Consider the following 25286-nt stretch of genomic DNA (forward strand, 5'->3'; position numbering starts at 1 on the left):
AAGCCATAACCAGCGGGTCGCTGGGCCACGACGCGGCTGCGCAACCTGTGCTTCTCAGGGTTCGTGGCCGCCAAGTCTGCCCTTGATCTGCGCCATGCGCCATCCACGATGCTGGAAGCAAAATCGCCGTGCCGTCAACGCGGCACGGCGATTGGTAGCGTCTTCCGGCTTTGCTGCCGCGCGGCACCTCGTTCAGGTCGGCGCGCGCACCGCCCAACCGGCAAAGATCTTTTCGGCAGCGACGACGACATAGTAGAGGAAAATCCCCAAAACAGCCAAGGCGATCAGCACCGCAAACATCAACGGATAGTCAGAATTGATCCGCCCGCTGTCGAACAAATGGCCAAGGCCGCGCCCGTGCGGGGTGATGATCTCGACCAGATTAGTGCCGATGAAGGCCAGCGTGGCAGCGACTTTCAGCGCGCCGAAGAACTCCGGCAGGGTCTTGGGCAGCGCGATCTTCCAGAACACGGTGAAGCGCGAGGCGCCAAGGCTGCGCAGGATGTCGCGATACTCTGGCTCCAACGTGCTGAGGCCGATGGCGACCGATACGGCGATGGGAAAGAACGAGATCATGAAGGCCATCAAGATCGTGTTGAAATCATGCTGGCCCACGAACATCAGCGCAATCACCGGCACCACTGTCGCTTTCGGTACCGCGTTGAACCCCACCAGAATGGGATAGAGCGCATCATTCATCATGCGGCTAAGGCCCATCACCATGCCGATAAGCGTGCCAAATACCACCGCCAGGCTCAGCCCGACCATGGTGCGCCACAGGGTCTGCCAGCCATATTCCCAGAACAACGGCTGATAGCGCAAAAACGCGGGCCACACATCCGAGGGCGCGGCCATCTTGTAGGTCGGCCAGCCGTTGGCCCAGACCAGCCATTCCCAACCCAGAAGCAGCAGGATCATCGCCACTACGGGCACCACGATCTTTTGCAGGTTTTCTATCACTGTGCGTCCTCCGTCACCCGGCCTTGGGCAATTTCGATCTGGCGGCGCAGAACCGACAGACGCTCGACCGAGGATTTTTCATACAGCATTTCCAGCGGGCGCGGCCCTGGCAGGTCGATGTCCATCACATATTGCGTGGTCGCGGGACGGCCCGACAGCACGACGACCTGATCGCCCAGATAAACGCTCTCGCGCAGGTCATGGGTGATCAGCAGCGTGGTAAAGGGTTCCTTGGCGCGCAGGTCATGCATGGTCTGCCACAGATCTTCGCGGGTGAAGGCATCCAGCGCGCCGAACGGCTCATCGAGGATCAGCACATCGGGTTTGTGCACGATGGACCGGCACAGCGAGGCGCGCTGCCGCATGCCGCCCGACAGTTCCGAGGGGCGTTTGTTCTCGAACCCTTCCAGCCCCACCATGGCCAGAAGTTCGCGCGCGCGCGCTTCTTTCTGTGCCTTGGGCATGGACGGGGCGACAATTTCCAGCGGCAGGATCACGTTTTGCATGATGGTGCGCCATTCCAGCAGCACCGGGTTCTGAAATGCCATTCCCACGGTCTTGCGCGGGGATCTCACCAGTTCGCCATGCAGCCAGACCTCGCCCTCATCGGGGAACATCAGTCCGGCGATCAGCCGCGTCAGAGTGGATTTTCCGCAGCCCGAGGGGCCGACGACGGCGCAGAATGCGCCTTGCGGGATCGACACGTTCAGATCTTTGAGTACGGGGAACGGGCCGGATTTTGTCTTGTAGGCGTGTGTGACGCCCTTCAGTTCTATCAGATTGGTCATGTTTTGCCCTGACGCCTTGGAAATACCCCCGGCGCATCACGCCGGGGGTAGGTAGGGGTTATTCCAGCATCAGGCTGCCATCGGTGGGCAGGTAGGCGTCGGTGAAATAGAGCGCCGGATCGGGTTCGGTGTTGAACTCATAGGTCATGGCGATCTGGTCGAGCGAGCTGACAAAGCGGTCGGCGTCGATATTGCCGATGCCATTGGCCAGCACCCATTCGGTGACGATATTGTCGCGCAGGGCGATTTCCAACCGCTCAACCTCCAACGCGCTGTCCAGCGCAGGGTTGCGTGCGGCAATGGCAGCAACGGCGGCTTCCGGATCGGCGATCGAGTCCTTCACACCCATCGCCACGCCCCGCAAGAAGCCTGTGATGACCTCGGGGTTTGCGGCGGCATATTCGGTGTTGACGATGATGACGTTGCCGTAAAGGTCCAGCCCGTAATCGGCCATCAAAAGCACGGTCATGTCTTCGGGGTCTACGCCCAACCGCACGGTGTTGAGGTAGGAGGTGAAGCTGAAGCCGGTGACCGCCGCCACCTGGCCCTCGGCCAGCATGGGTTCGCGCGTGGGGAAGCCCACGGGTTCAACGGTTATGCTGTCCACATCCAGCCCGGTCGACGCCGCGAACACCGGGAACTGTGCCCATGCGCCATCGGGCGGCGGGGCGCCCAGCACCTTGCCTTCCAGATCGGACGGCTCCTCGATGCCGAGGCTTTTGCGGCCCACGATCGCGAAGGCGGGCTTGTCGTACATCATCATGACACCGATCACCGGCGCGCCGGGATTCTGGTCGATGAACTTGATCAGGCTGGCCATGTCGGCAAAGCCGATGGGATAGGCGCCGGTCGCCACCTTCGGGATCGCGTCGAGCGAACCTTGCCCGGGCGTGATTTCGACCGTCAGGCCCTCGGCCGCGAAATGGCCGGCATCTTCGGCGATGAAATAGGGGGCGGCGGGGCCTTCAAAGCGCCAGTCAAGCGTGAAGTCGATTTCGGTCTGTGCCGCGACGGGCGCCGCGAAGGCAGCAACGGCCAGCCCGGCCGCGATGGTATATCTGATCACGAAGGATTCCCCCTGTTTGTAAGCATGCGAATTACTCGACCCTCAGGAAGCCCAAGCTGTCGCCCAAGGAAAAGGCGATAGCACACGGCACCCACAGGCTGCCCGAGTCATTCGCAGGCAGTGCGTATAATTATAACAGGATGGTGAAAAATCAGGCATTTGTCGAGAGCAGCAATGCCAGATTCCGCGGCTAATCGTCAGATGCCGGGCCGGGAAGGTCCGCCGAAAGGTCGGCCAGAATCGGACAATCGGGGCGCGCATCGCCCGCGCACGCCGTCACCAGATGCGACAGCGTGTCCCGCATCGCCTGCAGCTCGACCAGTCGCGCGTCAATCGCGTCCAGATGCGCGCTGGCGATCTGCTTCACATCCGCGCTGGCGCGGGTCTCATCCTCATAGAGCGACAGCAGGACGCGGCATTCCTCGACACTGAAGCCCAATGCACGGGCGCGTTTCAAAAACGCGAGCTTTTGCGCATCTTGCGGCCGGAACTGGCGATAGCCGTTGGCGCTACGCTGCGGGCGGATCAGGCCGATATCCTCATAGTAACGGATGGTCTTGGCGGGCAGGCCGCAGCGGGCGGCAACCTCTCCGATGTTCATGCCTGCCCCTCACGGGCGTCTGCCCCGCCCCGGGTGGCCCGCGCGGGCGCAAAGCGGCGCAGGCGCAGCGCGTTCGTCAGCACGAAGACGCTGGACAACGCCATCGCGCCTGCCGCCAGCATGGGTGACAAGAGGATGCCGAAAGCCGGGTACAGCACCCCGGCCGCCACCGGGATCAGCGCGGCGTTGTAGCCGAAGGCCCAGAACAGGTTCTGGCGGATGTTGCGCATGGTGTGGCGCGACAGGTCCAGCGCCGTCACGATGCCGCCCGGATCACCCGAGACAAGCACGACATCCGCCGCCTCGATCGCGACATCGGTACCGGTGCCGATGGCCACGCCCACATCGGCATGGGCCAGCGCGGGGGCATCGTTGATGCCGTCGCCCACAAAGGCCAGCGCGCCGTGTTCACCAGTTTTCGCGCGCAGATTGTCCAGCGCGGCGACCTTGCCTGCGGGCAGCACGCCTGCAACCACATGGTCGATGCCGATCTCGGCGGCAATGGCGCGCGCCGTGGCATCGGCATCACCGGTAATCATCGCGGTGGTCACGCCCATTTCGTGCAGGGCCTTGATCGCATCGCGGCTGCCGGGTTTCACCGGGTCGGCCACGGCCAGCACCATCGCCGCCTGCCCGTCCAATGCGGCGAAAAGCGCGGTCTTACCTTGCCCCGCCAACACCTGCGCACGGTCCACCATGGCATCCGGCAGCACCACGCCTGCCCCGCTTAGCAGCGCGCGGTTGCCCACCAGCACCACTTTCCCGCCGACCTCGGCCCGAAGGCCCAACCCGGGCTGCACGTCAGTCTTGATGACGGGCGGCAGTGTTAGCCCACGGTCGCGCGCGGCCGCGATCAGTGCCGTGGCAATGGGATGTTCTGACCCACCCTCGGCCCCGGCGACCAGCGCCAGCACGGTGTTCGCGTCAAAGCCCGTGGCCGGTTCGAGATCGGTCAGCGCAGGTTTGCCCATGGTCAGCGTGCCGGTCTTGTCGAAGGCCACCACGCGTACCCGTTCCAGCGTTTGCAGTGCCGTGCCCTTGCGAAACAGGATGCCCAACCGCGCGCCACGCCCGATGGCCACCATGATAGACACCGGCGTGGCCAGCCCCATCGCGCAGGGGCAGGCGATGATGAGCACCGTCACGCCTGCGACCAGCGCGAAGGTCAGGTCGGGGCCGAAGGCCAACCAGATGAGCGCGGTCAGCGCCGCCAGCGCCATCACCGCCGGGACGAACCACAGCGTTACCCGGTCCACCAGCGCCTGCACCGGCAGTTTCGCGCCCTGCGCCGATTGCACCATGCGGATGATCTGCGCCAGCGCCGTGTCGCGGCCCACGCGGGTGGCGCGCATCCGTACCACGCCTGCGCCGTTGATCGTGCCGCCGGTCAGCGCGCTGCCGGGGGTCTTCGCCACCGCCATCGCCTCGCCGGTCAGCATGCTTTCATCAACGAAGGTTTCGCCGCTGAGCACCTCACCATCCACCGGCACCTGCGCGCCGGGGCGCAGCAGCAGCGTGTCACCAGCGCCGACGTCAGCCAGAGGGACCTCGATATCTGTGCCCTCACGCTCCACCCAGGCGGTGCGGGGTTGCAGGCCCATCAGGTGACGGATCGCGGTGCCCGTGCGGCCGCGCGCGCGCGCCTCCAACCAGCGTCCGGTCAGGATCAGGGTGATGATGACGGCCGTCGCCTCGAAATACACCGCGCGGGTCCCTTCGGGCAGCAGGCCAGGCGCGAACAGCGCGACGAGGGAATAGAGATAGGCCGAAAGCGTGCCCACCGCGACAAGACTGTTCATATCGGGGCGCAGGTGCCACAGGGCCGGCACGCCCTGCCGGTAAAACATCCGGCCCGGCCCCAGCATCAGCACGGTGGTCAGCGCGCCCTGCACCGCCCAGCTGGTGGTCTGCCCGATGGTGGCGACCACCCAGTGGTGGAAGGGGGCGATGAGGTGGCTGCCCATCTCCAGTACAAAAACCGGCAAGGTCAGGATCGCAGCCACGATCAGGTTGCGGGTCAGCGCGGACATCGCAGGGTCGTGGGCCGTGTCGTCGGCGGGATCTTCGGACGAGCTTCCCGCGTCTGCGGTCGACGCACCGGCAGCGTCCCGGGAGGCGCCTGGCGCCACCGGATAGCCTGCCCGCGCCAGCGCCGCACGCAGCCTGTCAGGCAGATCATCGCCCACCAGGTACTGCACCTGCACCGTTTCCGTCGCCATCGAGGCCGAGGCGGCAATCACCCCCGGCACCGCCGTTGCCGCGCGTTCCACCCGCGTGATGCAAGACCCGCAATGCATGTTCGTAAGCGGCCATTCAAGGCTTTCCGTTACCGCCGGATAGCCCGCGCGGGCCAGCCCATCGACCAGCGCGCCGACCTGTTCGGCGCGGTCCAGCTGTACCTCTGCCCCCCGGGTCGCCAGGTTGACCGATGCCGCTGTCACGCCGTCGACGCCGCGCATCGCGCGTTCCGCGCGGCCAACGCAGCCGCCGCAGTGGATGTTTTGCAAGCTCAGGGTGAGGGTAGTCATGAGGTCTCCGGTGCGTGGATTGAGATGCGCTGAAAGCTACATAACCCTTCCCGTTACTGGAAGGTCAAGGGCGCGCATCCGCGATCTTGAACGCCGCTGCCCCATGGATCGGGGCCAATGCCCCCTCCGCCCGCAAAGCATCACGCCAAGGCACCAGCCCTCCTGGCATCAGCCCCACCTCATGGCATCAGAAAACCGCCGCAAAGCCACCCCAGACGACAAACGCGCGCCCCGCCAGAACGGGACGCGCGTCAGGCCAGTGTCAGGCGGTATGGGGCGTCAGTCCAGCCCGCGCGCCGCCGTCTTTGGGGTAATGACCTTTCGCTGAATGCCGAAGATCAACGCCGCCGTGCCCAGACCGATGATATCGGACAGCCAACCGCCCGCGATCATCGCCAGAGCCGCGATCAGCAACACCACCCGCAAGATCGGGCCGATCAGCCCGAAGAACCACCCCTGCACCGCCGAGGCCATCAGGAAGATGCCCAAAAGTGCCGTGAGGAAGACGTGGATGATCTCAAGCCAGGTGCCCTGCATCAACATCGGCGCGGAATAGAAGAACATGAACGGGACGACAAAAGCCGCCAGCCCGATCTTGAAGCTTTCAACGCTGGTCTTCATCGGGTCCGACTGCGCAATTGCCGCCCCCGCATAAGCCGCCAACGCCACCGGCGGCGTGATCGCTGACATTACCGCATAGTAGAAGATGAAGAAGTGCGCGGTCAGCGGGTCGATGCCCATGCGGATCAGCCCCGGCGCGATGACGGACGCCGCCACCGCATAGGCCGCCGTGGTCGGCATCCCCATGCCAAGGATGATAGAGACGAGCATGGCAAAGAACAGCGCCAGCAACTGGCTTTGCCCCGCAAGCCCCAACAACATGGACGAGAACCGCGTGCCCACCCCGGTCAGCGCGATGACGCCGACGATGATCCCGGCGGCCGCGCAGACGGCCACCAGTTGCAGCGACATCTTGGCCGCGATCTCGAACGCATAGAGGATCTCTTTGGGACCCATTCGGTAGGGGGTCAACCAGCTGACCGCCGCCGCCGCCGCCATGGACAGCGTGCCCGCGCGGATCACCGAATAGCCCGAGAACAGCGCGCCGATCAAGATGATGATCGGAATGAACAGGAAGACCTTCTTGGCAAGTTGCCGAAACTCGGGCAATTCCTCGCGCGGCAGGCCCTTCATGCCTTTCTTCAGCGCCTCCTTGTCCACCATGAAATAGACGCTGGCGAAATACAGGATCGCGGGGATGATCGCCGCGATGACGATATCCGTATAGGCGATGCCAGTGATTTCGGCCATGATGAAGGCACCCGCCCCCATGATCGGTGGCAGGATCTGCCCGCCTGAACTGGCTGCGGCCTCGACACTCGCCGCTGTCTGGGGCTTGTAGCCCACCTTCTTCATCAAAGGGATGGTCAGCGACCCGGTGGACACCACATTGCCCGCCGAGGTGCCGTTGATCATGCCCATCAGGCCGCTGGCGAAGACCGCGACTTTCGCAGGGCCGCCGCGCGTACCACCGGCGGCGGCAAAGGCGAAGTTCACAAAATACTCGCCCACCCGGCTGGCCTGAAGGAAGGCCGCGAAGGTGATGAACAGGATGATATAGGTCGATGAAATTGCGGTGGTCGGCCCCAAAATCCCCTGATCGGTGTAGATATAGGTGAAGAAGCGTTCCAGCGAATAGCCGCGATGCTCCAGGATGCCGGGCAGATACGGGCCGACAAAAGCGTAAAGCACGAAGATGCCCGCGATGATAACCAGCGCCAGCCCCGCCAGCCGCCGCGTCAGTTCCAGGATCAGGATCACGCCCGCGATCGCGGCATACATATCACCAGGCTGGGCCAGCGCAGTGCCCGCCCGCAGCCGCAAGATCGGCGCGTGAAAGATGATGTAGAGTGTCACCACGATGGACGCGACCGCCAGCACCACATCGGCCAGATCCAACTGATCGCGAAGCCGGTTGGGAAAGAACCATCCCGCCGCCAGCGCCAGCACGATGCCACCGATCAGCGGCAGGCCGAAGGTCTGGACGGTCCATGCAGGCGGGGTTGGCCCGCCCATCTGGTTCTGCCCGCCGGTTGCCACCCAAAGCACGGCCATCGCTGCCAGCGCATAGGCGACCAGCCCCGCCGCGGGGATCAGCAAGGCCAGTTGCGGTGGGGTCAGCCGTGCGCCGCCGGCCCGGTCGGGGTCATAGAAGACCTGCGCGGAATACAGCAGGTAACCGATCGACAACCCGCCCCCCACATGGATCAGCCGGTAGGTCCAGGTTTCCAGCGGATAGAGGTTCATAACCCCGACGTGAAACCCGGTGTAGGCCACGCAGAGCGCGGCAAAGATCATACCGAACGATCCGGTAAAGACCCTCTGGTTCGAGGTGACGATCTCGGCATCGACGCCGGTCGCCAGCCCCTTTTCAACTTCGGTGGCAGCAGACATGGAACGAACCCTTCTGGTTAAACTGGCGCTTCCGGTAGGAATGGGGTGCGGCATCAAGAGAAAGGGCCAGGCCGCTGTTGCGCCCCGGCCCCCCAACTCTTCACAAGGTCACTGGTCAAAAGACCCCTCGATCAGGGCACCCGATGGCAGGGATCAGCCCTTCAGTTCGTCGGGGATCGTTACGCCAACTTCTTCATAGTAGCGCACCGCACCGGGGTGGAACGGCAAGAAACCGTTGTTGCCCACATTCTCCAGCAGGGTTTCGCTGGCAGCCGAATGGATCTGCAGCATGCGGTCGTTGTTTTCCATCACCAGCTTGGTGATTTCATAGGCCAGCGATTCCGACAGATCGGCATGCGTCACGGCAAAGTTCCACATCGCGACCGAATTCTGGTTGTAGTCATGCCCGGCATAGGTGCCTGCGGGAATGTTCAGCGCCGAGACGTCGGGGTGGGTGGCCAGAATGGTCGGCAATTCGGCATCGTTGAAGCCGAACATCAGCACGTCGTTTTCGGCGGCCAACTGGCTGAACGCCGAGATCGGCACACCAGCGGCAAAGGCGAAGGCGTCGATCAGGCCGTCTTTCAGCTGGCTGGCGGCATCTGCGGCACCGGCATAGGACACGTTGGCGTCAACACCCAGCGTTTCCATGAACATCGGCCAGTAGGTGCCGGGCGTGCCGCCTGCGGGGCCGACGCTGACGCGCTTGCCGTCCAGATCGGATACCGAGGTGATGCCGCTGGACGCCAGCGTGACCACCTGAAACGGCGTCTGGTACATCGGGAACAGCGCGCGGACATCGCGGTGCTCAAGACCGGGGGCAAGCTCGCTCTCGCCGTTCCAGGCGTTGTACATCGGGCCCATGGTGACAAGGCCCAGGTCATGGTCGCCGGTCTGCACAAGGGTGACGTTCTGCACCGGGCCGCCGGTGACTTCACCGCTGGAATTGATGCCCAGTTCCTCGCCGATGAACCCGGCCAGACCGTTGCCATAGACGAAATAGGTGCCGCCTTGGCTGGCGGTGCCGACCGTCAGATCCGTCGGCCAGTCCGACCGGTCCTGAGCAATGGCTGTACCAGCAACAAGCGTAGCTGCCGCAAAAGCGGCGAAAGACAGTGAACGCATTTGGAACCTCCCTTAGCGTTTTCTCCCGCAGGCCGTGGTGACCGGCGGGTATCGTGCAGCGGTCCAGTCTCCTCCGGACCGCCATGGGCAGGTTAAATGCGGTGATGGCGGCGCGGCGCAAGCCACAGCGCACGGATAGTTGAAGTTTTTCCGGGTCCGTCTGGCAGGCATGGGTGGAAAAGGGGACATCGCGCCCGGATCATGGGTGGAAAACCGCCCCGTTGCCCGGGGCGCCACGGAAGGAGCCCCAGGCAACGGTCACAGCGCACATGGCGATCAGCCGCTGAACTGCCCCTTGTCCAGCCCGTATTTCTGCATCTTCTCGTATAGCGACTTGCGCGACAGGCCGAGCGCTTCATAGACCGGGCGCAGGTTCCCGTGCTGCGCGGTCAGCGCGCTGACAAGGACCGAGCGCTCAAAATCAGCCACCAGATCGGCCAGCCGCGCCCCTTCATCCGGGGGGGCGGCGTCGGACGCGCGGGGCGTCAGACCCAGCCCCAGCGCGAAACGGTCGGCGGCGTTGCGCAATTCCCGCACGTTGCCGGGCCAGTCGCGGGCCGCAACCTCGGCCAGCACATGCGGCGGCGCGCTTGCCTCGGCCACGCGGTGACGGGCCGCCGCCTCGATCAAAAGCTTGGAAAACAGCAGCGGGATGTCATCGGCCCGCGCCGAAAGCGGCAGCATGCGCAGCATCACCACATTCAGCCGGTAGAACAGGTCAGCGCGGAACCGGCCCGCATTGACCTCCTCCCCCAGATCAGTGCGAGAGGTGGCGATGAACCGCACATCCAGGTCGCGTGCCTCATTCGCGCCAAGCGGTGTGATCACCCGGTCCTGGATGACGCGCAGCAGCTTGCCCTGCAAGGCCAGCGGCATCGCCCCGATGTCATCAAGCAAGATGGTGCCGCCGCGCGCGTGTTCAAACTTGCCATAGCGGGCGCGCATCGCGCCGGGAAAGGCCCCTGCCTCATGCCCGAACAGCTCGCTTTCGATCTGCGTTTCAGGCAGGGCGCTGCAATCGATGGTGATGAAGGGCTTCGGCTTTCGGGCCGACAGGTCGTGAAGGGTGCGCGCCACGACCTCTTTGCCCGTCCCGGTCTCGCCCATGATCAACACATCAGCATCCGACGGACCGATGGTGCGGATCTGGCGGCGCAGGTCCACCATGGCAGGCGTGCGCCCGATCAGCCGCACCTCCAGATCATCGGCCTGCCCGGCGGCGGCGCGCAGCACGCGGTTTTCCAGCACCAGTTGCCGGTATTCCAGCGCCCGTCCGGCAATCCCCGCCAGTTGCGTGCCCGAGAACGGCTTTTCCACGAAATCATGCGCCCCTGCACGCATCGCGCGCACGGCCAGTTGCACATCGCCGTGCCCGGTAATCAAGATGACGGGAATGTCGCGGTCGATCTCGTGGATGCGGTTCATCAGGCTCAGGCCGTCCAGCCCAGGCATGCGAATGTCGGTAATGACGATGCCGTCAAAGCCGAAACCGACGCGGGTCAGCACGGCCTCGCCAGTGTCGCAGGCGATCACATCAAAGCCCGCCAGATCCAGCGCCTGCGTGGTCGAGACCCGCAGATCCTCTTCATCATCGGCCAGCAAGATGCGTGTCAGGGTCATTCGGCAGCCTCCAGACTGGCGCTGGCGGCGCGCAGTGTCAGGGTGAATTCGGCGCCGCCCCCGGGATGGTTGCGCACCGACAGACCGCCGCCAAAATCACGCATGATGTTATAGGAAATCGACAGGCCCAGCCCAAGCCCCTTGCCCACCCCCTTGGTGGAAAAGAACGGATCAAAGATCCGCTCGCCCAGCCCCGGCGACACGCCCGGGCCGTGGTCACGCAAGATCAGCCGCACCATGTCGCCTTTGACCTCGGCGCGCAGGTGCAAGCTGCGATCCGCCGCACCTTCGCTGGCATCCAGCGCGTTCGAGACCAGGTTGACCAGCACCTGTTGCAGCCGCACTGGCCCCGCAACCACGCGCACTGGGGCGGGGCCCAGATCAAGCTTCAGTTCAGCACCCGTTGCCTCAAAGCGCCACGCCATGATTTCTTGCATGGCATGGATCACCGGGGCCAGTTCCACCTCGGTAAGCTTGGCATTGGGCTTGCGGGCAAAGTTGCGCAGGTGCCGGCTGATCCGCGTCATCCGGTCCACCAGCGACACGATACGCCCGACATTCTCGCGCGCATCGGCCACCCGCCCACGGTCCAGCAACAATTGTGCGTTTTCGGCATAGTTGCGCGTAGCGGCCAACGGCTGGTTGAATTCATGGCTCAGCGCGGCCGACATCTGGCCCAGTGCCGCCAGCTTGCCCGCCTGGATCAGATCGGCCTGCGTCTGGCGCAGCACGGTTTCCGTTGCGCGGCGCTCAGCCACCTCGCCCTTCAGGGCGGTGTTCACCGCACCCAATTGCGCGGTACGCTCGGCAACGCGCCGCTCCAGATCCTCACGCGCGGAACGCTGAAGGTGAAGGCGTTCTGCCAGCGCCTGGCGTTGCTGACGCACAATCCAGACCGAAAGCGCCGCCAGCACCACCAAAAGCAGGCCCACCGACACCGTGGTGCGCGCCTGCACCCGTGCCGAGGCCGTGTTCAGAAGGACATTCACCGTCCATCCGGCATCGGGCATCGGTTCAGCCACCACGACATATTCCGCCGCCTCCGGCACCGTCATCAACGCCAGCTCAGGCGCCGCGGCTGTCATCTGATGCGGGATCTCGCTGAGGGGGGTGGTGGCGTAGCGCCGCGTCGCCCCGGTGCGGGCCAGCCGCGCGGGGGTAAGGGGCTGCAAGGCGCGAAAGCGCCATTCGGGGTTGGATGACAGGAACACGATGCCCTCGGGGTCGGTCACCACGACCTCATAATCCCCGCCGCCCCACGCATTTTCGATCTCATCGAGGTCGATCTTGATGACCAACACGCCGCGCAGCGCGCCGTCCACCCGCACCGGCGCGCCGAAATAATACCCCCGCTTCAGGGAGGTGGTGCCCAGCGCGAAGAACCGGCCCTGCCCTTCCGACAAAGCGTCCAGAAAATACGGGCGAAAGGCGAAATTTCCCCCGATGAACGACACATCAGTATCAAAGTTGCTGGCCGCCAGCGTGTTGCCGTCCAACTGCATGACATAGATGTCGGATGCCCCCAGCAAGCCCGCTGTGGCGCGCAGATACTGGTTTGCCGCTGCAACCCGCGCCATGGTGTCGGGCGCGACGAGGAGGTTGCCGATGACGCGCTGTTGCGCCAGCAGTTCGGGCAAACGCTCATACCGGGCAAGTTGGCCGCGCAAGGTGGCGGTGGCAAGGCGCAGCGTATTCTCGCCGCGCGCGCTGGCCTCGGTCAGGTAGTAGACCGTGACGCGCTGATAAAGCCAGAGCGCGCCGCCCAGCATCCCTGCGAGGCACAGCATGCCGATGCACCAGGCACGGACATGCCGTGGCCTGAAATACCCCGCCCCAAACCGCTGCCGCGCGCGTTGTGTCAAAGCTGTTCCCCCATCGTCTGTCCATAAGCCGACCGGGCGGGGGGCTGTCAACATTCAATGGCCGATATTCAATGGCCCATCGCAACCTCTCGTCGCAACCGCCCGTCGCGTGCCGCCCCGCATCAGCCCCCTTCAGGGCTCAAAAGCCACAGCCGCCTTGCACGGTGGCTTGGCAGTATTTCGCCAGCGCCTTGCGGTCAGCAAAGCCGGATACCGGCCGCGGTGGATGGAAGGTCAGCGCCACCTGCCCCCGCCGCGCCGCGCCCAGCACCACAAGCATATGCGCTGCGAACCCCATGTCGCCCCACCAACCATAGAGACGTGGGTCCGTGCCTTCAGGGGCGGAATAGACGACGCTGACCGGTTGAATGTGCAAAACATCGCGCAATTCAGGGGCAAAAAACGCCGCGAACAGGGTGGATTTGAAAGGCAGCACCCGCCGCCCGTCCGAACTGGTGCCTTCTGGAAAAAACAGCAGCCGGTGGCCCATGCGCAGCCGCGCTTCGAACGTGCGCTTCTGTTCCCCGGCCGCCTGCACCTTTCGCGCGATAAAAAGCGTGCCCGTCGCGCGGGCCAGCCACCCGATGCCGGGCCAGCCCGCGACTTCGGATTTGGCGACAAAATACCCCTGCTGGGCGGCGTTCAGCGCAAAAATATCCAGCCAGGACGCATGGTTCGCCACCAGTGCGCCCGGAAGCTGCATCGGTTTGCCCTGAACGCGCAGCCGTAATCCCAACGCCATAAGCGCCGCACGACATGCCGCTTGGGTAATGAAGGGTGTTACCGGGCGGCGCTGTCCAAACAACGGCCTTTCCAGCAGACGGGCCAACAGCAACACGATCAGCCCACCATAGACGATCAGCGCCAGCGCACCGCCGCGCAGCGCAACCCGCAGCCAGCCAAAGCCCTGAACCACCAGCGGCGGCGGCGGTTCGGTCGAATACCAGGTGGTCGATTTGGCGGCCGACACGGGCACAGGGTCGGGTACAGACGAGGGCACAAAAACCGGGGTAGGCACAGGTTCGGGCAAGGGACTCAGCCCCGGCCTGACTTGCGGGTATAGAACCCCAAGTGTTTCTCGGACATCGTGCGCGTATCCATAATCAGGCAAACATCGGTCGTGTTGAAATCGTGATCCACAAACGCCCCCTCGCCCACATAACCACCCAGCCGCAGGTAGGCCTTGATGAGCGCGGGTATCCGCGCCATCGCATCGCGTCGCGAAAGCGCATCGAGGGGCAGCAGGTCCATCGGCTGGAAATGCGCGGGCAGCGCGCGCACACGCATCCCCTCGGGTGCGAGGTGGTGGTGGTGCAGCCAGCTGAGCGGTTGCGCCAGCGCTGCCACATCGGTGCCGTGGAAGCTGGCGACGCCGAACAGGACCTCGATATCTTGCGACAGCACATGCTGGGCCAAGGCATTCCACAAATGCAGCATGGCGGTGGAATTGCGATACTCGGGGTGGACACAGGACCGGCCCAGTTCCAGAACCTTGCGCCCGGTGGCGCGCAGCAAGCTCAGGTCATATTCAGCTTCGCTGTAATACCGCCCCAGCCGTGCGGCGGCTGTGCCAGAAAGCAGCCGGTACACCCCCACCACATGATCCAGTTTCGCCGGATCGCGCCGGGTGTCAATCAACAGCAGGTGGTCGCAATCGACGTCGAACGTATCAATTTCCAACCGCGCATCGTGGTCGGCCATCGGGCCGCCGCGCCCGCCCAGTTCCTCGACAAACACGCGATATCTGAGGCGTTGCGCGGCACAAAGGTCGCCATCGCTGTGCGCCAGCCTGATCTCGAAATGGCGATCCGCCCCGGTGTCGATTGCAAATTCAGTCATCGCCGCCTGTTCCATGGCATCTTGCCCTGTACCGGCTGACGGTGCGTTTTGCAATGCCACCGACCGGGGCGCGCCAAAGCCGGCCTGACGCACGGGGGAATTTTGTTTACCCATTGGGATTACGTTTGACTGACGAAAACCAAGTTGATTTGATCGGCATCAATTACCTTTTTGCCCTGATGCTCAAAATTGACCGTGATTCGATTTGAGATATTGGACTGCACTTGTCCAAGGCCCCAATCGGGTTGCTCCGGGTGTCTGACAAGTGTTCCCGGTTCGAATATCGCGTTTCTGCCGCTCATTCATACCCTCCGGACTGGACTTTTCATTTGACCTCAAAACTAGACATCAGCGCGCTCATCGGTTCCCGCATCTGTCATGACCTTATCAGCCCGATCGGCGCAATCGGCAATGGTATTGAACTGTTGTCCATGACGTCGGCGCTTGGCAAGGCGGAACTGGCGCTTCTGGCCGAAAGCGTCGGCAATGCCAATGCGCGCATCCGCTTTTTCCGGGTCGCCTTCGGCGTCTTCAGCGCCGACCAGATGATGAGCGAGCGGGAAATCGGCTCGATCCTCAGCGATCTTTTCGCCGGGACCCGGCTTTCGGTAGACTGGGCTATCCCCGCGGCCCTGCCCCGGCAGGATGTCAAACTGGCCTTCTTGCTGCTTCAATGCATGGAGACTGCCATGCCATGGGGCGGGCAGATCAGCGTTACGCAGCAAGACGACCGGATCAAGGTGGCAGGTACCTCGGACAGACTGCGGGTGGAGGACAATCTGTTTGACGCATTGATCACCGGCGACGTTCCTGATGAGATGCGGCCCGCGCTGGTGCAGTTCGCCCTTGTGCCGTTGGAACTGGCTGCGCGCGACCGCGCGCTGACGATCTTGCGGGACAATGACCGGATTTCCCTGTCCTTCTGACAATACCACACGGGGCATCATGCGCCCCGCAAGCAAGACCTTGATCGCGGGGGTTTGCGGGTTGAGCGCCGGAGATATCGCGGGCGTCAACCCGTCATTGCACACACGGCATGGCGCGCAGCGTCACGCCCGGATAGTGCCGTCCCCGCGCACGCGATAGTTGAAGCTGGTCAACTGCTCGGCGCCGATAGGGCCACGCGCGTGCAATCGGCCCGTTGCGATGCCGATCTCTGCCCCCATGCCGAATTCCGCCCCGTCAGCGAACTGGGTCGAGGCATTGTGCATCACGATCGCCGAGCCCACCTGCGACAGGAAAGTCGCCGCCGTTGCGGCATCTTCGGTCAGGATCGATTCGGTGTGGCCCGATCCATGGCGCGCAATATGATCCATCGCACCCTGAACATCCGGCACACGGGCAACCGCAATCACCATATCCAGAAACTCCCGCCCGAAATCTTCCGGCTTCGCGGCAACCACGCCGGGCAGTTGCGTCAGCCCCGCGCCAGCACGCACCTCAACCCCCGCCGCAATCAGGTCGGCGATGATCTGCGCGCCCAACGTGTCGGCAATCGCATCATGCAGCAGCAGGCATTCGGCAGCGCCGCAAATCCCGGTGCGCCGGGTCTTGGCGTTCAGCACGACCGACCGGGCCTTCGCCGGGTCGGCATGGGCGTCGACATAGACGTGGCAGATGCCTTCCAGATGCGCGAAAACCGGCACGCGGGCCTGTTCTTGTACCAGCCCCACCAGCCCCTTGCCGCCACGCGGGATAATCACGTCAATATGCGCCGTCATACCCAGCATTTCCGACACCGCCGCGCGGTCGCGGGTAGGCACCAGTTGCACCGCAGTTTCCGGCAGCCCGGCGGCGCGCAGCCCTTCGACCATGCAGGCATGGATGGCGCGCGAGGAATGGAAACTTTCCGACCCGCCGCGCAGGATCACCGCATTGCCGGATTTGAGGCACAGCGCACCGGCATCCGCCGTCACATTCGGACGGCTTTCATAGATCACGCCGATCACGCCAATGGGGGTGCGTACCCGTTCGACATGCAGCCCCGCGGGGCGATCCCAGGCGGCGATGACCTGCCCGACCGGGTCGGCCTGACCGGCGACGTCGCGCAGGCCCTGCGCAATCGCGCCGATCCGGTCAGGATTCAGCACCAACCGGTCCAGCATGGCATCGCTGAGCCCCTTGGCGCGCCCAAACGCCAGATCCTCGGCATTGGCTGCAAGGATCGTGCCCTGCGCGGCCTCGACCGCATCGGCGGCGGCGTTCAGGGCGGTGCGTTTCTGGTCGTCACTGGCCACGGCCAACTGCCCCGCCGCCGCGCGCGCCGCCGCGCCGATTTCGGCCATCATTACTGCAATATCATCGCTCATAGCACCATATCATCCCTGTGTATCAGCGCAGCCCGGCCCGGATAGCCCAGAATCTGCGCGATCTCATTGCTGCGGTGCCCGGCGATCGAGCGTGCCTCGGGCGCGGTATAGCGCACCAGCCCTAAGCCCAGCGGGCCGTCGGGTCCGATAATCGCCACCGGATCACCACGACCGAAGGCACCCTCGACCAAAACCACACCCGCAGGCAAGAGGGATTTTCCCTGCGCCAGCGCCTGCGCCGCGCCCGCATCCAGCGTCACCGCGCCCTTGGCCTTCATCGCTGCGATCCAGCGTTTGCGCGCAGCCTGCGGGTCGCCCAATGGTGCGAACCAGGTGCAGGGCGCGCCATGGGCCATAGCGTCCAGCGGCCGCGCGACAGCCCCCGCCGCAATCGCCATGGCACAGCCCGCCGCCGTTGCGGTTTTGGCGGCCATCACCTTCGTCTTCATGCCGCCGCGCGACAGAAGCGACAGCGGGTCACCGGCCATTGCCTCGATCTGCGGGGTGATTTCGGCCACGAGGTCCAGCCGGGTCGCGGTCGGGTCCACCTGCGGGTTGCCGGTATAGAGGCCATCGACATCGGACAACAACACCAGCTGATCGGCGCCGATGGTCACCGCGACCTGCGCCGCCAGCCGGTCATTGTCGCCATATCGGATCTCATCCGTGGCGACTGTGTCGTTTTCGTTGACAATCGGCACCACGCCAAGCCCAAGCAGGGTTTCGAGCGTGGCGCGAATGTTGAGATAGCGGCGGCGGTTTTCCGTATCTTCCAGCGTCACCAACACCTGGCCCGCCGTGATGCCATGCGGGGCAAGGGCGGTTTGCCAGGCCTGCGCCAGCCCGATCTGCCCGACCGATGCCGCCGCCTGCGACTGTTCCAGCGCCAGCAGCCCGGGCGCCAGCCCCAGCACCCCGCGCCCCAGCGCGATGGACCCGGACGACACAATAACCACATCGGTTCCCCGCGCCCGGATCTGCGCGATGTCCTGCGCCAGCGCGATCAGCCAGTCAGACCGCAGGCGGCCCGCCTCGACCAGCAGGGCCGAGCCGATCTTGATCACCAGCCGCCGGGCTTTGTTCAGGTCAGGGGTGACGGTGCCGGGCGTGGTCGCATCGCCTGCGTTCAGGGTTGCCACGGGGCTTCCTCCACGGGCACCTCGCGCGCCTTGTCGATGCTGCGAATCAAGACGCGCAACAGATCCTGCACGCCTTCACCTGCGACGGCGGACACCTGATGCACCCGCTGCCCGGAAGCCTCGGCCAGGGCGGCCGTCTTTTCGGCACGGTCGTCGGCATCCATCGCGTCGATCTTCGTCAGCGCGATGATGCGCGGTTTCGCCGCCACGATGGGGGAATAGGCCTGCAATTCGCCCTCGATGATGTCGTAATCACGCGCCACATCTTCCGAGGTACCATCAACCACATGCAACAGCACCGCGCAGCGTTCGACATGGGCCAGGAACTGGTCGCCCAGTCCGCGCCCCTCGGATGCGCCCTCGATCAGGCCGGGAATATCGGCCATCACGAATTCACGCCCGTCAACGCCCACGACGCCAAGGTTGGGGTGCAGCGTGGTGAAGGGATAATCGGCGATCTTGGGCCGCGCGTTCGACGTGGCGGCCAGAAATGTGGATTTCCCCGCGTTCGGCAGCCCTGCAAGGCCCGCATCCGCGATCAGCTTCAGCCGCAGCCAGAGGGTACGCTCCACCCCCTCCTGCCCCGGATTGGCGCGGCGGGGGGATCGGTTGGTCGCGGTCTTGAAATGCAGGTTGCCCCAGCCGCCATTGCCGCCCTTGGCCAACAGAACGCGTTGCCCCACCTCGGTCAGGTCGGCAATGACGGTTTCTTCATCCTCGTCCAGCACCTCGGTGCCTGCGGGGACGCGCAGCACGATGTCATCGCCAGATTTGCCAGTGCGCTGACTGCCCATGCCCGGCTGGCCGGATTTCGCGAAGAAATGCTGCTGAAAGCGAAAGTCGATCAGGGTGTTCAGGCCGTCCACGGCTTCCGCCCAGACATCGCCGCCATTGCCACCGTCGCCACCATCAGGGCCGCCGAATTCGATGAACTTTTCGCGCCGGAAGCTGACGCAGCCCGATCCGCCCCCGCCAGAGCGGATGTAGACTTTGGTCAGATCGAGAAATTTCATTGCCGTATACTCCAAACGCCAGCAGCGTGTGGCATACGCTGTTCATTCGGCGGCCTCAAGGCCCCGTGGACATGCGCACAACCTTGGCAACCAGTGCGACAGAACCTGCGCTTTCGGCCGCGCGCCGCCCCTGACGCTCAGGCACGGCCCAGTTTTGCCAGACGGGCATCGCGCAACCGCGCGAAATCGTCACCCGCATGGTAGCTCGACCGCGTCAGTGGCGTGGCCGAGACCATCAAGAACCCCTTGCCATAGGCGGCCTTTTCATAGGACTTGAATTCATCAGGCGTGATGAAGCTGTCCACGCGATGGTGTTTTGGGGTCGGTTGCAGATACTGCCCAATGGTCAGGAAATCCACATCAGCGCTGCGCATGTCATCCATCACTTGCCGGACCGACTGCGCATCTTCACCCAGCCCCACCATGATCCCCGATTTGGTGAACATGCCGGGGTCCAGTTCCTTCACCCGCTGCAACAGCCGCAGGCTGTGGAAATAACGCGCGCCTGGCCGCACCGTGGGATAGAGCGAGGGCACAGTTTCCAGATTATGGTTGAACACATCAGGCCGCGCAGCGACCACGGTTTCCAGCGCGGAGGGCGCGCATTTCAGGAAATCCGGCGTCAGGATCTCGATCGTCGTGTCGGGGCTGCGGTGGCGCACGGCGCGGATGGTCTGGGCAAAGTGGTCTGCCCCGCCGTCATCCAGATCGTCACGGTCCACCGAGGTGATGACCACATGCTTCAGGCCCAGCTTGTCCACCGCATGCGCCACACGCCCCGGCTCGAACGCGTCCAGCGTGTCGGGGCGCCCGGTGGCGACGTTGCAAAAGGTGCAGCCCCGGGTGCAGATCTCGCCCATGATCATCATGGTGGCGTGGCCCTGGCTCCAGCATTCGCCGACGTTCGGGCAGCCCGCTTCCTCGCACACTGTCACCAGCTTGTTCTCACGCATGATGTCGCGGGTGCGCTTGTATTCCGCGCTGCCCGGCGCCTTCACGCGGATCCATGCAGGTTTCTTCGGCTGAGCATTGTCAGGGCGATGCGCCTTTTCGGGGTGGCGGCCTTCGGGCAGGGTCAGATCGCGGGGGGCCATGGGCAGTCCTTTGCATTGCGTAGGGACCATATAATGCCCCATGGGGAATTTGTCCAAACCTTAGCGGCAGGCACAGGGCGGAATTGCACGCAGCGCATGGGCGCCAGGGCGCAGGTCAGCCCGCCGACTGCCCCAGCACGGCGCCCGGGTTCATGATGCCCACGGGATCCAGCGCGGCCTTGATCCCGCGCATCGCGGCCAGTTTTGCCGGGTCACCATAGCGCACCAGATCCGCCGCCTTGAACCGCCCGATCCCGTGTTCCGCACTGACCGATCCCCCCATCGCATGGGTCAGATCATGCACCCTGCCCTGAATCTCGGCGCGCCGGCTGTCATAGGTGGCGCGCTCATGGCCCGCAGGCGGGAAGATGTTGTAGTGCAGGTTGCCGTCGCCCAGATGGCCGAAGCAATTCACCCGGAACGGCCCCAGCCGCGCGATGGCGGCATCGGCCTGTTCCAGAAATTCAGGCACCACCGACAGCGGCAAGGCGATGTCATGGCTGACGATGGCGCCCGTCAGGCGGTTGGCTTCCGGGATCGTTTCGCGAAGGTTCCAGAAATCGGCGCGTTGGCTGTCGGATTGCGCGATCACCCCGTCGCTGACCAGACCCGCGTCCAGCCCGGCCTCAAATATCGCCTCAAGCGCGCTTGCAGGGTCCAGAGCCGTGGGCAGGCCCAGATCCACCAACACCATCCAGTCGGGCGGCGTGGAAAAGGGCTGGCGCAGATCCGGCAGTTTTTCGCGCAGAAAACGCAGTCCCATGCCGCTGATCAGCTCAAACCCCGAAAGCCCCTCGGCCACCTGCGCCTGCGCAACCGCCAACAGAGCCAGCGCATCGGCGGGAGTATTCACCACCATCAGCGCCGCGCCGTTGCGGGCGGGCCGGGGGTACAGACGCAGCGAAGCGGCGGTAATGACACCCAGCGTGCCCTCGGACCCGATCAGCAGGTGGCGCAGGTCATAGCCGGTGTTGTCCTTGCGCAGCCGCTTCGCGCCGTGCCAGATCGACCCGTCAGGAAACACCGCCTCCAGCCCCAGGCAGAGGTCCCGCGCATTGCCATAGCGCAGCACCGCCGTGCCGCCCGCGTTGGCGCCCAAAAGCCCCCCGATCCGGGCCGAACCTTCAGAGGCCAGCGACAGCGGAAACAACCGTTCCACACCCTCCGCGGCGGCCTGCACATCGGCCAGCACCACGCCTGCCTCAGCAATCAGCACATTCTCGGAAGGGTACACCGCGCGCAGGGCCGTCATGCGTTCCAGCGATAAAAGCAGCGGCATAGGGCCGTCGGGCGCGACCTGCCCTCCCACCAGCCCGGTGCCGCCGCCATAGGGCACCACACCCACCCGCGCGTCGGCGCAGGCGCGCAAGATCACCGCGACCGTATCGGCATCCGCCGGGCAGGCAACCGCCGCCGCCTGTCCCCGGTAGCGCCCGCGCGGTTCTTCCAGATAGCGCGGCGCGATCGGGCGCAGCACACCATCTTGCAAAAGGCCCGCCAGATGATCCAGAAACGCGCCGTCAGCAGGGTTAAGCATGGCAGAATTCCTTTGTTCAGCCGTCAAAGCCGCCTACCGGCAGCCTAAGCGGCATCGCGGCAACAGATCAACGCCGATACCGCCAGCCACCGCGATGCGCGCAGGCCTCACGCCTGCCCCACATCCGTCCGGCCCCGCCGGTCATAGCGCAGGTTGGCGTAAAGCACATGGTTGCGCCAGCGCCCGTTGATTTGCAGATAGCTTTGGGCGACGCCCTCGTACTTGAACCCAGCCCGCTCCAGCGCCCCGCGTGAGGCCACGTTTTCAGGCAGGCATGCGGCCTCGATCCGGCTAAGACCAAGGATGGTGAACGCATGGCGGACAGTGGCGTCAATCGCCTCGCGCATGTAGCCCTGCCGCGCAAAGGGCTGGCCGATCCAGTAGCCCAGCGTACCAGATTGCGCCGGACCGCGCCGGATATGATCCAGCGTGATCGCACCCAGCAGCGTGTTGTCATCGCGCCGGATCAGGAACAACGGCAAGGCCGAACCATTGGCCGAGGTACGCGCGGCCCAGGCCACACGGTTGGTGAACCCCTTGCGCGACAGGTGATCGACCGACCATGTCGGCTCCCACGGCACCAGGAACCCGGCACTTTCCTGTCGCAGCGCCGCCCAAGGGCGGTAATCGGCATGTTGCGGCAGGCGCAGAATCATACGATCGCTCTCGATCGCAATTTTGCGCCGGAAGCCCAACATCAGGCGGCAAGCCGGGCGTGCAGGTCGGATAGGCGCGGCGCATCGGCCACCGGGCCATAAAGCGCCAGCGCCGCGCGGCCATCATGCAACATCGACGCGGCAAAGCCGCGCACATCGGCCACGCTCACCGCGTCGATGCGGGCCACGGCTTCGGACACATCGGGCACCCGGCCCCAGATGGACAGCAGCCGCGCCAGCCGTTCGGCGCGCGATGAAGGGCTTTCCAGCCCCATCAGAAGCCCCGCCTTCATCTGCGCCCGGGCGCGGGCGACCTCAGCCTCGGACATGTCTTCGGCGGCGCGCTTCATCTCATCCATGGTCAGATGCGACAGCTGCGTCAGCTCCCCCGCCCCGGTGCCCGCATAGATCGTCATCATGCCCGTATCGGCATAGGCCCCGGTTTGGGCAAAGATCGTGTAGCACAGCCCGTGTTCCTCACGCAGTTTCTGGAACAGGCGCGAGGACATGCCGCCCCCCAGCGCGCCGGTAAACACCTGCGCGGCATAGAAATCGGGGTCGCGGTAGCCCGGCGCCTCGAACGCCAGCGCGAAATGCGCCTGTTCCAGCGACTTGACCTCGCGCCGTTCGCCGGTGGTGAAGCGCGCAGCATCGGCCACAGCCTGCGGAATGGGCGACAGATGGGCAAAATACCCCTCGGCCAGCGCAACCAACCGGTCATGATCCACGGCGCCCGATGCCGCGAGGATCATCTGCCCGGGGCCATAATGCTGGGCAACAAAGCCGCGCAGGTCGGTTTCGCCAAAGCTGGAAACCCGTTCTGAAGGGCCAAGGATGGGGCGGCCGATGGCCTGCGCGGGATAGGCGGCCTCTTGCAGCCAGTCGAAGATCACATCGTCGGGCGTGTCCAGCGCCTGACCGATCTCTTGCAAGATCACGCCGCGCTCAACCTCAACCTCGCGCGGCTCGAACGCCGGGTTCAACACGATATCGGCGATCACATCGAGGGCCAGCGGCACATCGGCGGCCAGCACGCGGGCATAATAGGCCGTCATCTCGCGCGAGGTGTAGGCGTTGATATAGCCGCCCACATCCTCGATCTCTTCGGCGATCTGCAAGGCACTGCGCCGTGCGGTTCCCTTGAACGCCATATGTTCAAGGAAATGCGCCACGCCATTCTGGTCGGCGCGTTCATGCCGCGCGCCCGCATTCACCCACACGCCCACGGCAGCCGAGGCAAGGCCGGGCATATGCTCCGTCACAATGCGGAAACCATTGGGCAGGGTCGTCAGGCGGCAAGTCAAAGGGCTATCCTTTCGCGGATCAGGGTTTGCAGCGCACCAAGGTCATTGGTCAGACGGGTCATGCGCTCAGGCTTATCGAACAGATCGGCCATGCGGGCGGGCAGCGCGGGGCGGATGCCCATGGCTGCGGCCACCGCATCGGGAAATTTCGCCGGATGCGCGGTGGCCAACGTAACCATCGGCGTGGCGGATTGAAGTCCCTCGGCCACGTGCACGCCCACCGCCGAATGCGGACACAGGATTTCGCCCGTCGCGGCATAAGTGCGTGTGATGGCATCGGCAGTCTGGGCTTCCGACGCGCGGCCCGAGGCGAAGGTCTCGCGCAACGCCTCCAGCGCACCTTGCGAGATCTTGAAACCGCCGGTGGACTTCAACTCTGCCATCACCTGCGCCACGGCCTGCCCGTCGCGCCCATAGGCGTGGAACAGCGCGCGTTCAAAGTTGGAAGAAACCTGAATATCCATTGACGGGCTGATCGTGGGGCTGACCCCTTTGGTCGTATAGGCGCCGGTTTCCAGCGCACGGTGCAGAATGTCGTTCTGGTTGGTGGCGATCACCAGTTTCTCGATCGGCAGACCCATTTCCCGCGCAATGAACCCCGCGAAAATATCGCCAAAATTGCCGGTGGGCACCGTAAAGCTGACAGGGCGATGCGGCGCGCCAAGGCTGACGGCGGCGCTGAAGTAATAGACCACCTGCGCCAGCACCCGCGCCCAGTTGATCGAGTTCACACCGGCCAGCCGCACACCGTCGCGGAAATCGAAATCGTTGAACATGTCCTTGACCAACGCCTGACAGGTATCGAAATCCCCGTCGATGGCCAGCGCGTGGACGTTGTCCTCGACCGGCGTGGTCATCTGGCGGCGCTGCACGTCGGACACCCGGCCATGGGGGTAGAGGATGAAGACATCCACATTTTTCAACCCTCGGAACGCCTCGATCGCCGCCGACCCGGTGTCGCCGCTGGTCGCGCCAACAATCGTCACCCGGTCGCCGGACCGCGCCAGCGCCGCCTGGAACAGCTGGCCGATCAGCTGCATGGCGAAGTCCTTGAAGGCCAGCGTCGGCCCGTGGAACAGTTCCAGCAGGAAATGGTTCGCGTCCAGCTGCACCAGGGGCGCGCGCGCCGGATGGCCGAAACCCGCGTAAGCGCGCGCGATGATCTGGCGGAACGCGTCATCGCTGAATGTCTCGCCGATGAACGGGCGCATCACCGCAAAGGCGATTTCCTCATAGGACTGCCCGGCCAGCGCCGCGATCTGCGCTGGCGTCATGGCCGGTATATGGTCCGGCAGATACAGGCCGCCGTCACGGGCCAGCCCGGTCAGCATCGTGGCTTCAAAATCCAGCTGCGGCGCGGTGCCGCGGGTCGAGAGATATTGCATGGTCAT

At 64.5% G+C, this 25286-nt stretch carries 21 protein-coding genes; 1 reads left to right on the forward strand and 20 read right to left on the reverse strand.

The annotated features are described in order from the left end of the window. Positions 1-192 precede the first annotated feature (192 nt). The 12 genes from H9529_RS07155 to H9529_RS07210 all read right to left on the reverse strand — a co-directional run bounded on the left by H9529_RS07155 (position 193) and on the right by H9529_RS07210 (position 15145). A complete protein-coding gene (locus H9529_RS07155; RefSeq protein WP_092888231.1) occupies positions 193-918 on the reverse strand; it encodes an ABC transporter permease in 726 nt (241 codons plus the stop codon). Between the two features lie 38 nt (positions 919-956). Then, positions 957-1748, reverse strand: coding sequence for an ABC transporter ATP-binding protein (locus H9529_RS07160; RefSeq protein ID WP_092887789.1), 792 nt, complete (start codon positions 1746-1748; stop codon positions 957-959). A gap of 58 nt (positions 1749-1806) precedes the next feature. Beyond that, on the reverse strand, positions 1807-2787 hold the full coding sequence (locus tag H9529_RS07165; protein ID WP_397544901.1) for an ABC transporter substrate-binding protein: 981 nt from the start codon (positions 2785-2787) through the stop codon (positions 1807-1809). 217 nt (positions 2788-3004) lie between these two features. Then, entirely contained in the window at positions 3005-3415 is a 411-nt protein-coding gene (cueR, locus tag H9529_RS07170; RefSeq protein ID WP_092887783.1) for a Cu(I)-responsive transcriptional regulator, read from the reverse strand. After that, a complete protein-coding gene (locus H9529_RS07175) occupies positions 3412-5943 on the reverse strand; it encodes a heavy metal translocating P-type ATPase (protein WP_092887780.1) in 2532 nt (843 codons plus the stop codon). Before H9529_RS07175 ends, cueR begins: the two co-directional genes overlap by 4 nt. A 279-nt stretch (positions 5944-6222) precedes the next feature. After that, entirely contained in the window at positions 6223-8397 is a 2175-nt protein-coding gene (locus H9529_RS07180; protein ID WP_092887777.1) for a TRAP transporter permease, read from the reverse strand. Between the two features lie 153 nt (positions 8398-8550). Continuing rightward, complete coding sequence (locus H9529_RS07185) at positions 8551-9522, reverse strand: TAXI family TRAP transporter solute-binding subunit (RefSeq protein ID WP_092887774.1); 972 nt, start codon at positions 9520-9522, stop codon at positions 8551-8553. Between the two features lie 276 nt (positions 9523-9798). Next, positions 9799-11142 (reverse strand): sigma-54-dependent transcriptional regulator, encoded by a 1344-nt coding sequence (locus tag H9529_RS07190; protein WP_092887771.1) that lies wholly within the window; start codon positions 11140-11142, stop codon positions 9799-9801. After that, positions 11139-13004 (reverse strand): sensor histidine kinase, encoded by a 1866-nt coding sequence (locus tag H9529_RS07195; RefSeq protein WP_223814326.1) that lies wholly within the window; start codon positions 13002-13004, stop codon positions 11139-11141. Before H9529_RS07195 ends, H9529_RS07190 begins: the two co-directional genes overlap by 4 nt. Before the next feature lie 139 nt (positions 13005-13143). Further along, positions 13144-13974 carry a lysophospholipid acyltransferase family protein gene (locus tag H9529_RS07200; protein ID WP_176847024.1) on the reverse strand — a complete coding sequence of 277 codons (831 nt, stop codon included), beginning with the start codon at positions 13972-13974 and terminating at the stop codon, positions 13144-13146. Positions 13975-14039: 65 nt separating this feature from the next. Continuing rightward, positions 14040-14843 carry a GNAT family N-acetyltransferase gene (locus tag H9529_RS07205; RefSeq protein ID WP_092888225.1) on the reverse strand — a complete coding sequence of 268 codons (804 nt, stop codon included), beginning with the start codon at positions 14841-14843 and terminating at the stop codon, positions 14040-14042. Between the two features lie 119 nt (positions 14844-14962). Continuing rightward, positions 14963-15145, reverse strand: coding sequence for a DUF3553 domain-containing protein (locus tag H9529_RS07210; RefSeq protein ID WP_092887765.1), 183 nt, complete (start codon positions 15143-15145; stop codon positions 14963-14965). Between the two features lie 27 nt (positions 15146-15172). Between H9529_RS07210 and H9529_RS07215 the strand changes: the two genes are divergently transcribed. Further along, positions 15173-15769 (forward strand): histidine phosphotransferase family protein, encoded by a 597-nt coding sequence (locus H9529_RS07215; protein ID WP_092887762.1) that lies wholly within the window; start codon positions 15173-15175, stop codon positions 15767-15769. A gap of 123 nt (positions 15770-15892) precedes the next feature. Here the strand turns inward: H9529_RS07215 and H9529_RS07220 are convergent, their stop codons facing one another. From H9529_RS07220 to thrC, 8 genes are all read right to left on the reverse strand, one after another. Beyond that, positions 15893-17152, reverse strand: coding sequence for a glutamate-5-semialdehyde dehydrogenase (locus tag H9529_RS07220; RefSeq protein ID WP_092887759.1), 1260 nt, complete (start codon positions 17150-17152; stop codon positions 15893-15895). Next, positions 17149-18237: a glutamate 5-kinase gene (proB, locus tag H9529_RS07225; protein WP_176847023.1), complete on the reverse strand. Its 1089-nt coding sequence runs from the start codon at positions 18235-18237 to the stop codon at positions 17149-17151. Before proB ends, H9529_RS07220 begins: the two co-directional genes overlap by 4 nt. Positions 18238-18278: 41 nt before the next feature. Then, positions 18279-19304: a GTPase ObgE gene (gene obgE / locus H9529_RS07230; protein ID WP_092887756.1), complete on the reverse strand. Its 1026-nt coding sequence runs from the start codon at positions 19302-19304 to the stop codon at positions 18279-18281. Between the two features lie 137 nt (positions 19305-19441). Further along, entirely contained in the window at positions 19442-20398 is a 957-nt protein-coding gene (gene lipA, locus H9529_RS07235) for a lipoyl synthase (protein ID WP_092887753.1), read from the reverse strand. Between the two features lie 115 nt (positions 20399-20513). Next, positions 20514-21935, reverse strand: coding sequence for an FAD-binding oxidoreductase (locus H9529_RS07240; RefSeq protein ID WP_092887750.1), 1422 nt, complete (start codon positions 21933-21935; stop codon positions 20514-20516). Positions 21936-22042: 107 nt separating this feature from the next. Then, on the reverse strand, positions 22043-22633 hold the full coding sequence (locus H9529_RS07245) for a GNAT family N-acetyltransferase (RefSeq protein WP_092887747.1): 591 nt from the start codon (positions 22631-22633) through the stop codon (positions 22043-22045). Further along, positions 22633-23895, reverse strand: a complete 1263-nt coding sequence (locus H9529_RS07250) for a M16 family metallopeptidase (RefSeq protein ID WP_092887744.1) — start codon at positions 23893-23895, stop codon at positions 22633-22635. Before H9529_RS07250 ends, H9529_RS07245 begins: the two co-directional genes overlap by 1 nt. Further along, positions 23892-25280: a threonine synthase gene (gene thrC / locus H9529_RS07255; RefSeq protein WP_092888218.1), complete on the reverse strand. Its 1389-nt coding sequence runs from the start codon at positions 25278-25280 to the stop codon at positions 23892-23894. Before thrC ends, H9529_RS07250 begins: the two co-directional genes overlap by 4 nt. Positions 25281-25286 lie beyond the last annotated feature (6 nt).

The sequence above is a fragment of the Roseicitreum antarcticum genome (assembly GCF_014681765.1).
Classification (GTDB): domain Bacteria; phylum Pseudomonadota; class Alphaproteobacteria; order Rhodobacterales; family Rhodobacteraceae; genus Roseicitreum; species Roseicitreum antarcticum.

Coding starts and splice junctions, on each gene's coding strand:
- H9529_RS07245 (WP_092887747.1), bottom strand. CDS start 22,633: ATGTTGGGCTTCCGGCGCAAAATTGCGATCGAGAGCGATCGTATGATT.
- H9529_RS07175 (WP_092887780.1), bottom strand. CDS start 5,943: ATGACTACCCTCACCCTGAGCTTGCAAAACATCCACTGCGGCGGCTGC.
- H9529_RS07210 (WP_092887765.1), bottom strand. CDS start 15,145: ATGAGCGGCAGAAACGCGATATTCGAACCGGGAACACTTGTCAGACAC.
- H9529_RS07180 (WP_092887777.1), bottom strand. CDS start 8,397: ATGTCTGCTGCCACCGAAGTTGAAAAGGGGCTGGCGACCGGCGTCGAT.
- H9529_RS07185 (WP_092887774.1), bottom strand. CDS start 9,522: ATGCGTTCACTGTCTTTCGCCGCTTTTGCGGCAGCTACGCTTGTTGCT.
- H9529_RS07190 (WP_092887771.1), bottom strand. CDS start 11,142: ATGACCCTGACACGCATCTTGCTGGCCGATGATGAAGAGGATCTGCGG.
- H9529_RS07220 (WP_092887759.1), bottom strand. CDS start 17,152: ATGAGCGATGATATTGCAGTAATGATGGCCGAAATCGGCGCGGCGGCG.
- thrC (WP_092888218.1), bottom strand. CDS start 25,280: ATGCAATATCTCTCGACCCGCGGCACCGCGCCGCAGCTGGATTTTGAA.
- cueR (WP_092887783.1), bottom strand. CDS start 3,415: ATGAACATCGGAGAGGTTGCCGCCCGCTGCGGCCTGCCCGCCAAGACC.
- H9529_RS07205 (WP_092888225.1), bottom strand. CDS start 14,843: ATGACTGAATTTGCAATCGACACCGGGGCGGATCGCCATTTCGAGATC.
- H9529_RS07155 (WP_092888231.1), bottom strand. CDS start 918: ATGATCCTGCTGCTTCTGGGTTGGGAATGGCTGGTCTGGGCCAACGGC.
- obgE (WP_092887756.1), bottom strand. CDS start 19,304: ATGAAATTTCTCGATCTGACCAAAGTCTACATCCGCTCTGGCGGGGGC.
- lipA (WP_092887753.1), bottom strand. CDS start 20,398: ATGGCCCCCCGCGATCTGACCCTGCCCGAAGGCCGCCACCCCGAAAAG.
- H9529_RS07160 (WP_092887789.1), bottom strand. CDS start 1,748: ATGACCAATCTGATAGAACTGAAGGGCGTCACACACGCCTACAAGACA.
- H9529_RS07240 (WP_092887750.1), bottom strand. CDS start 21,935: ATGCTTAACCCTGCTGACGGCGCGTTTCTGGATCATCTGGCGGGCCTT.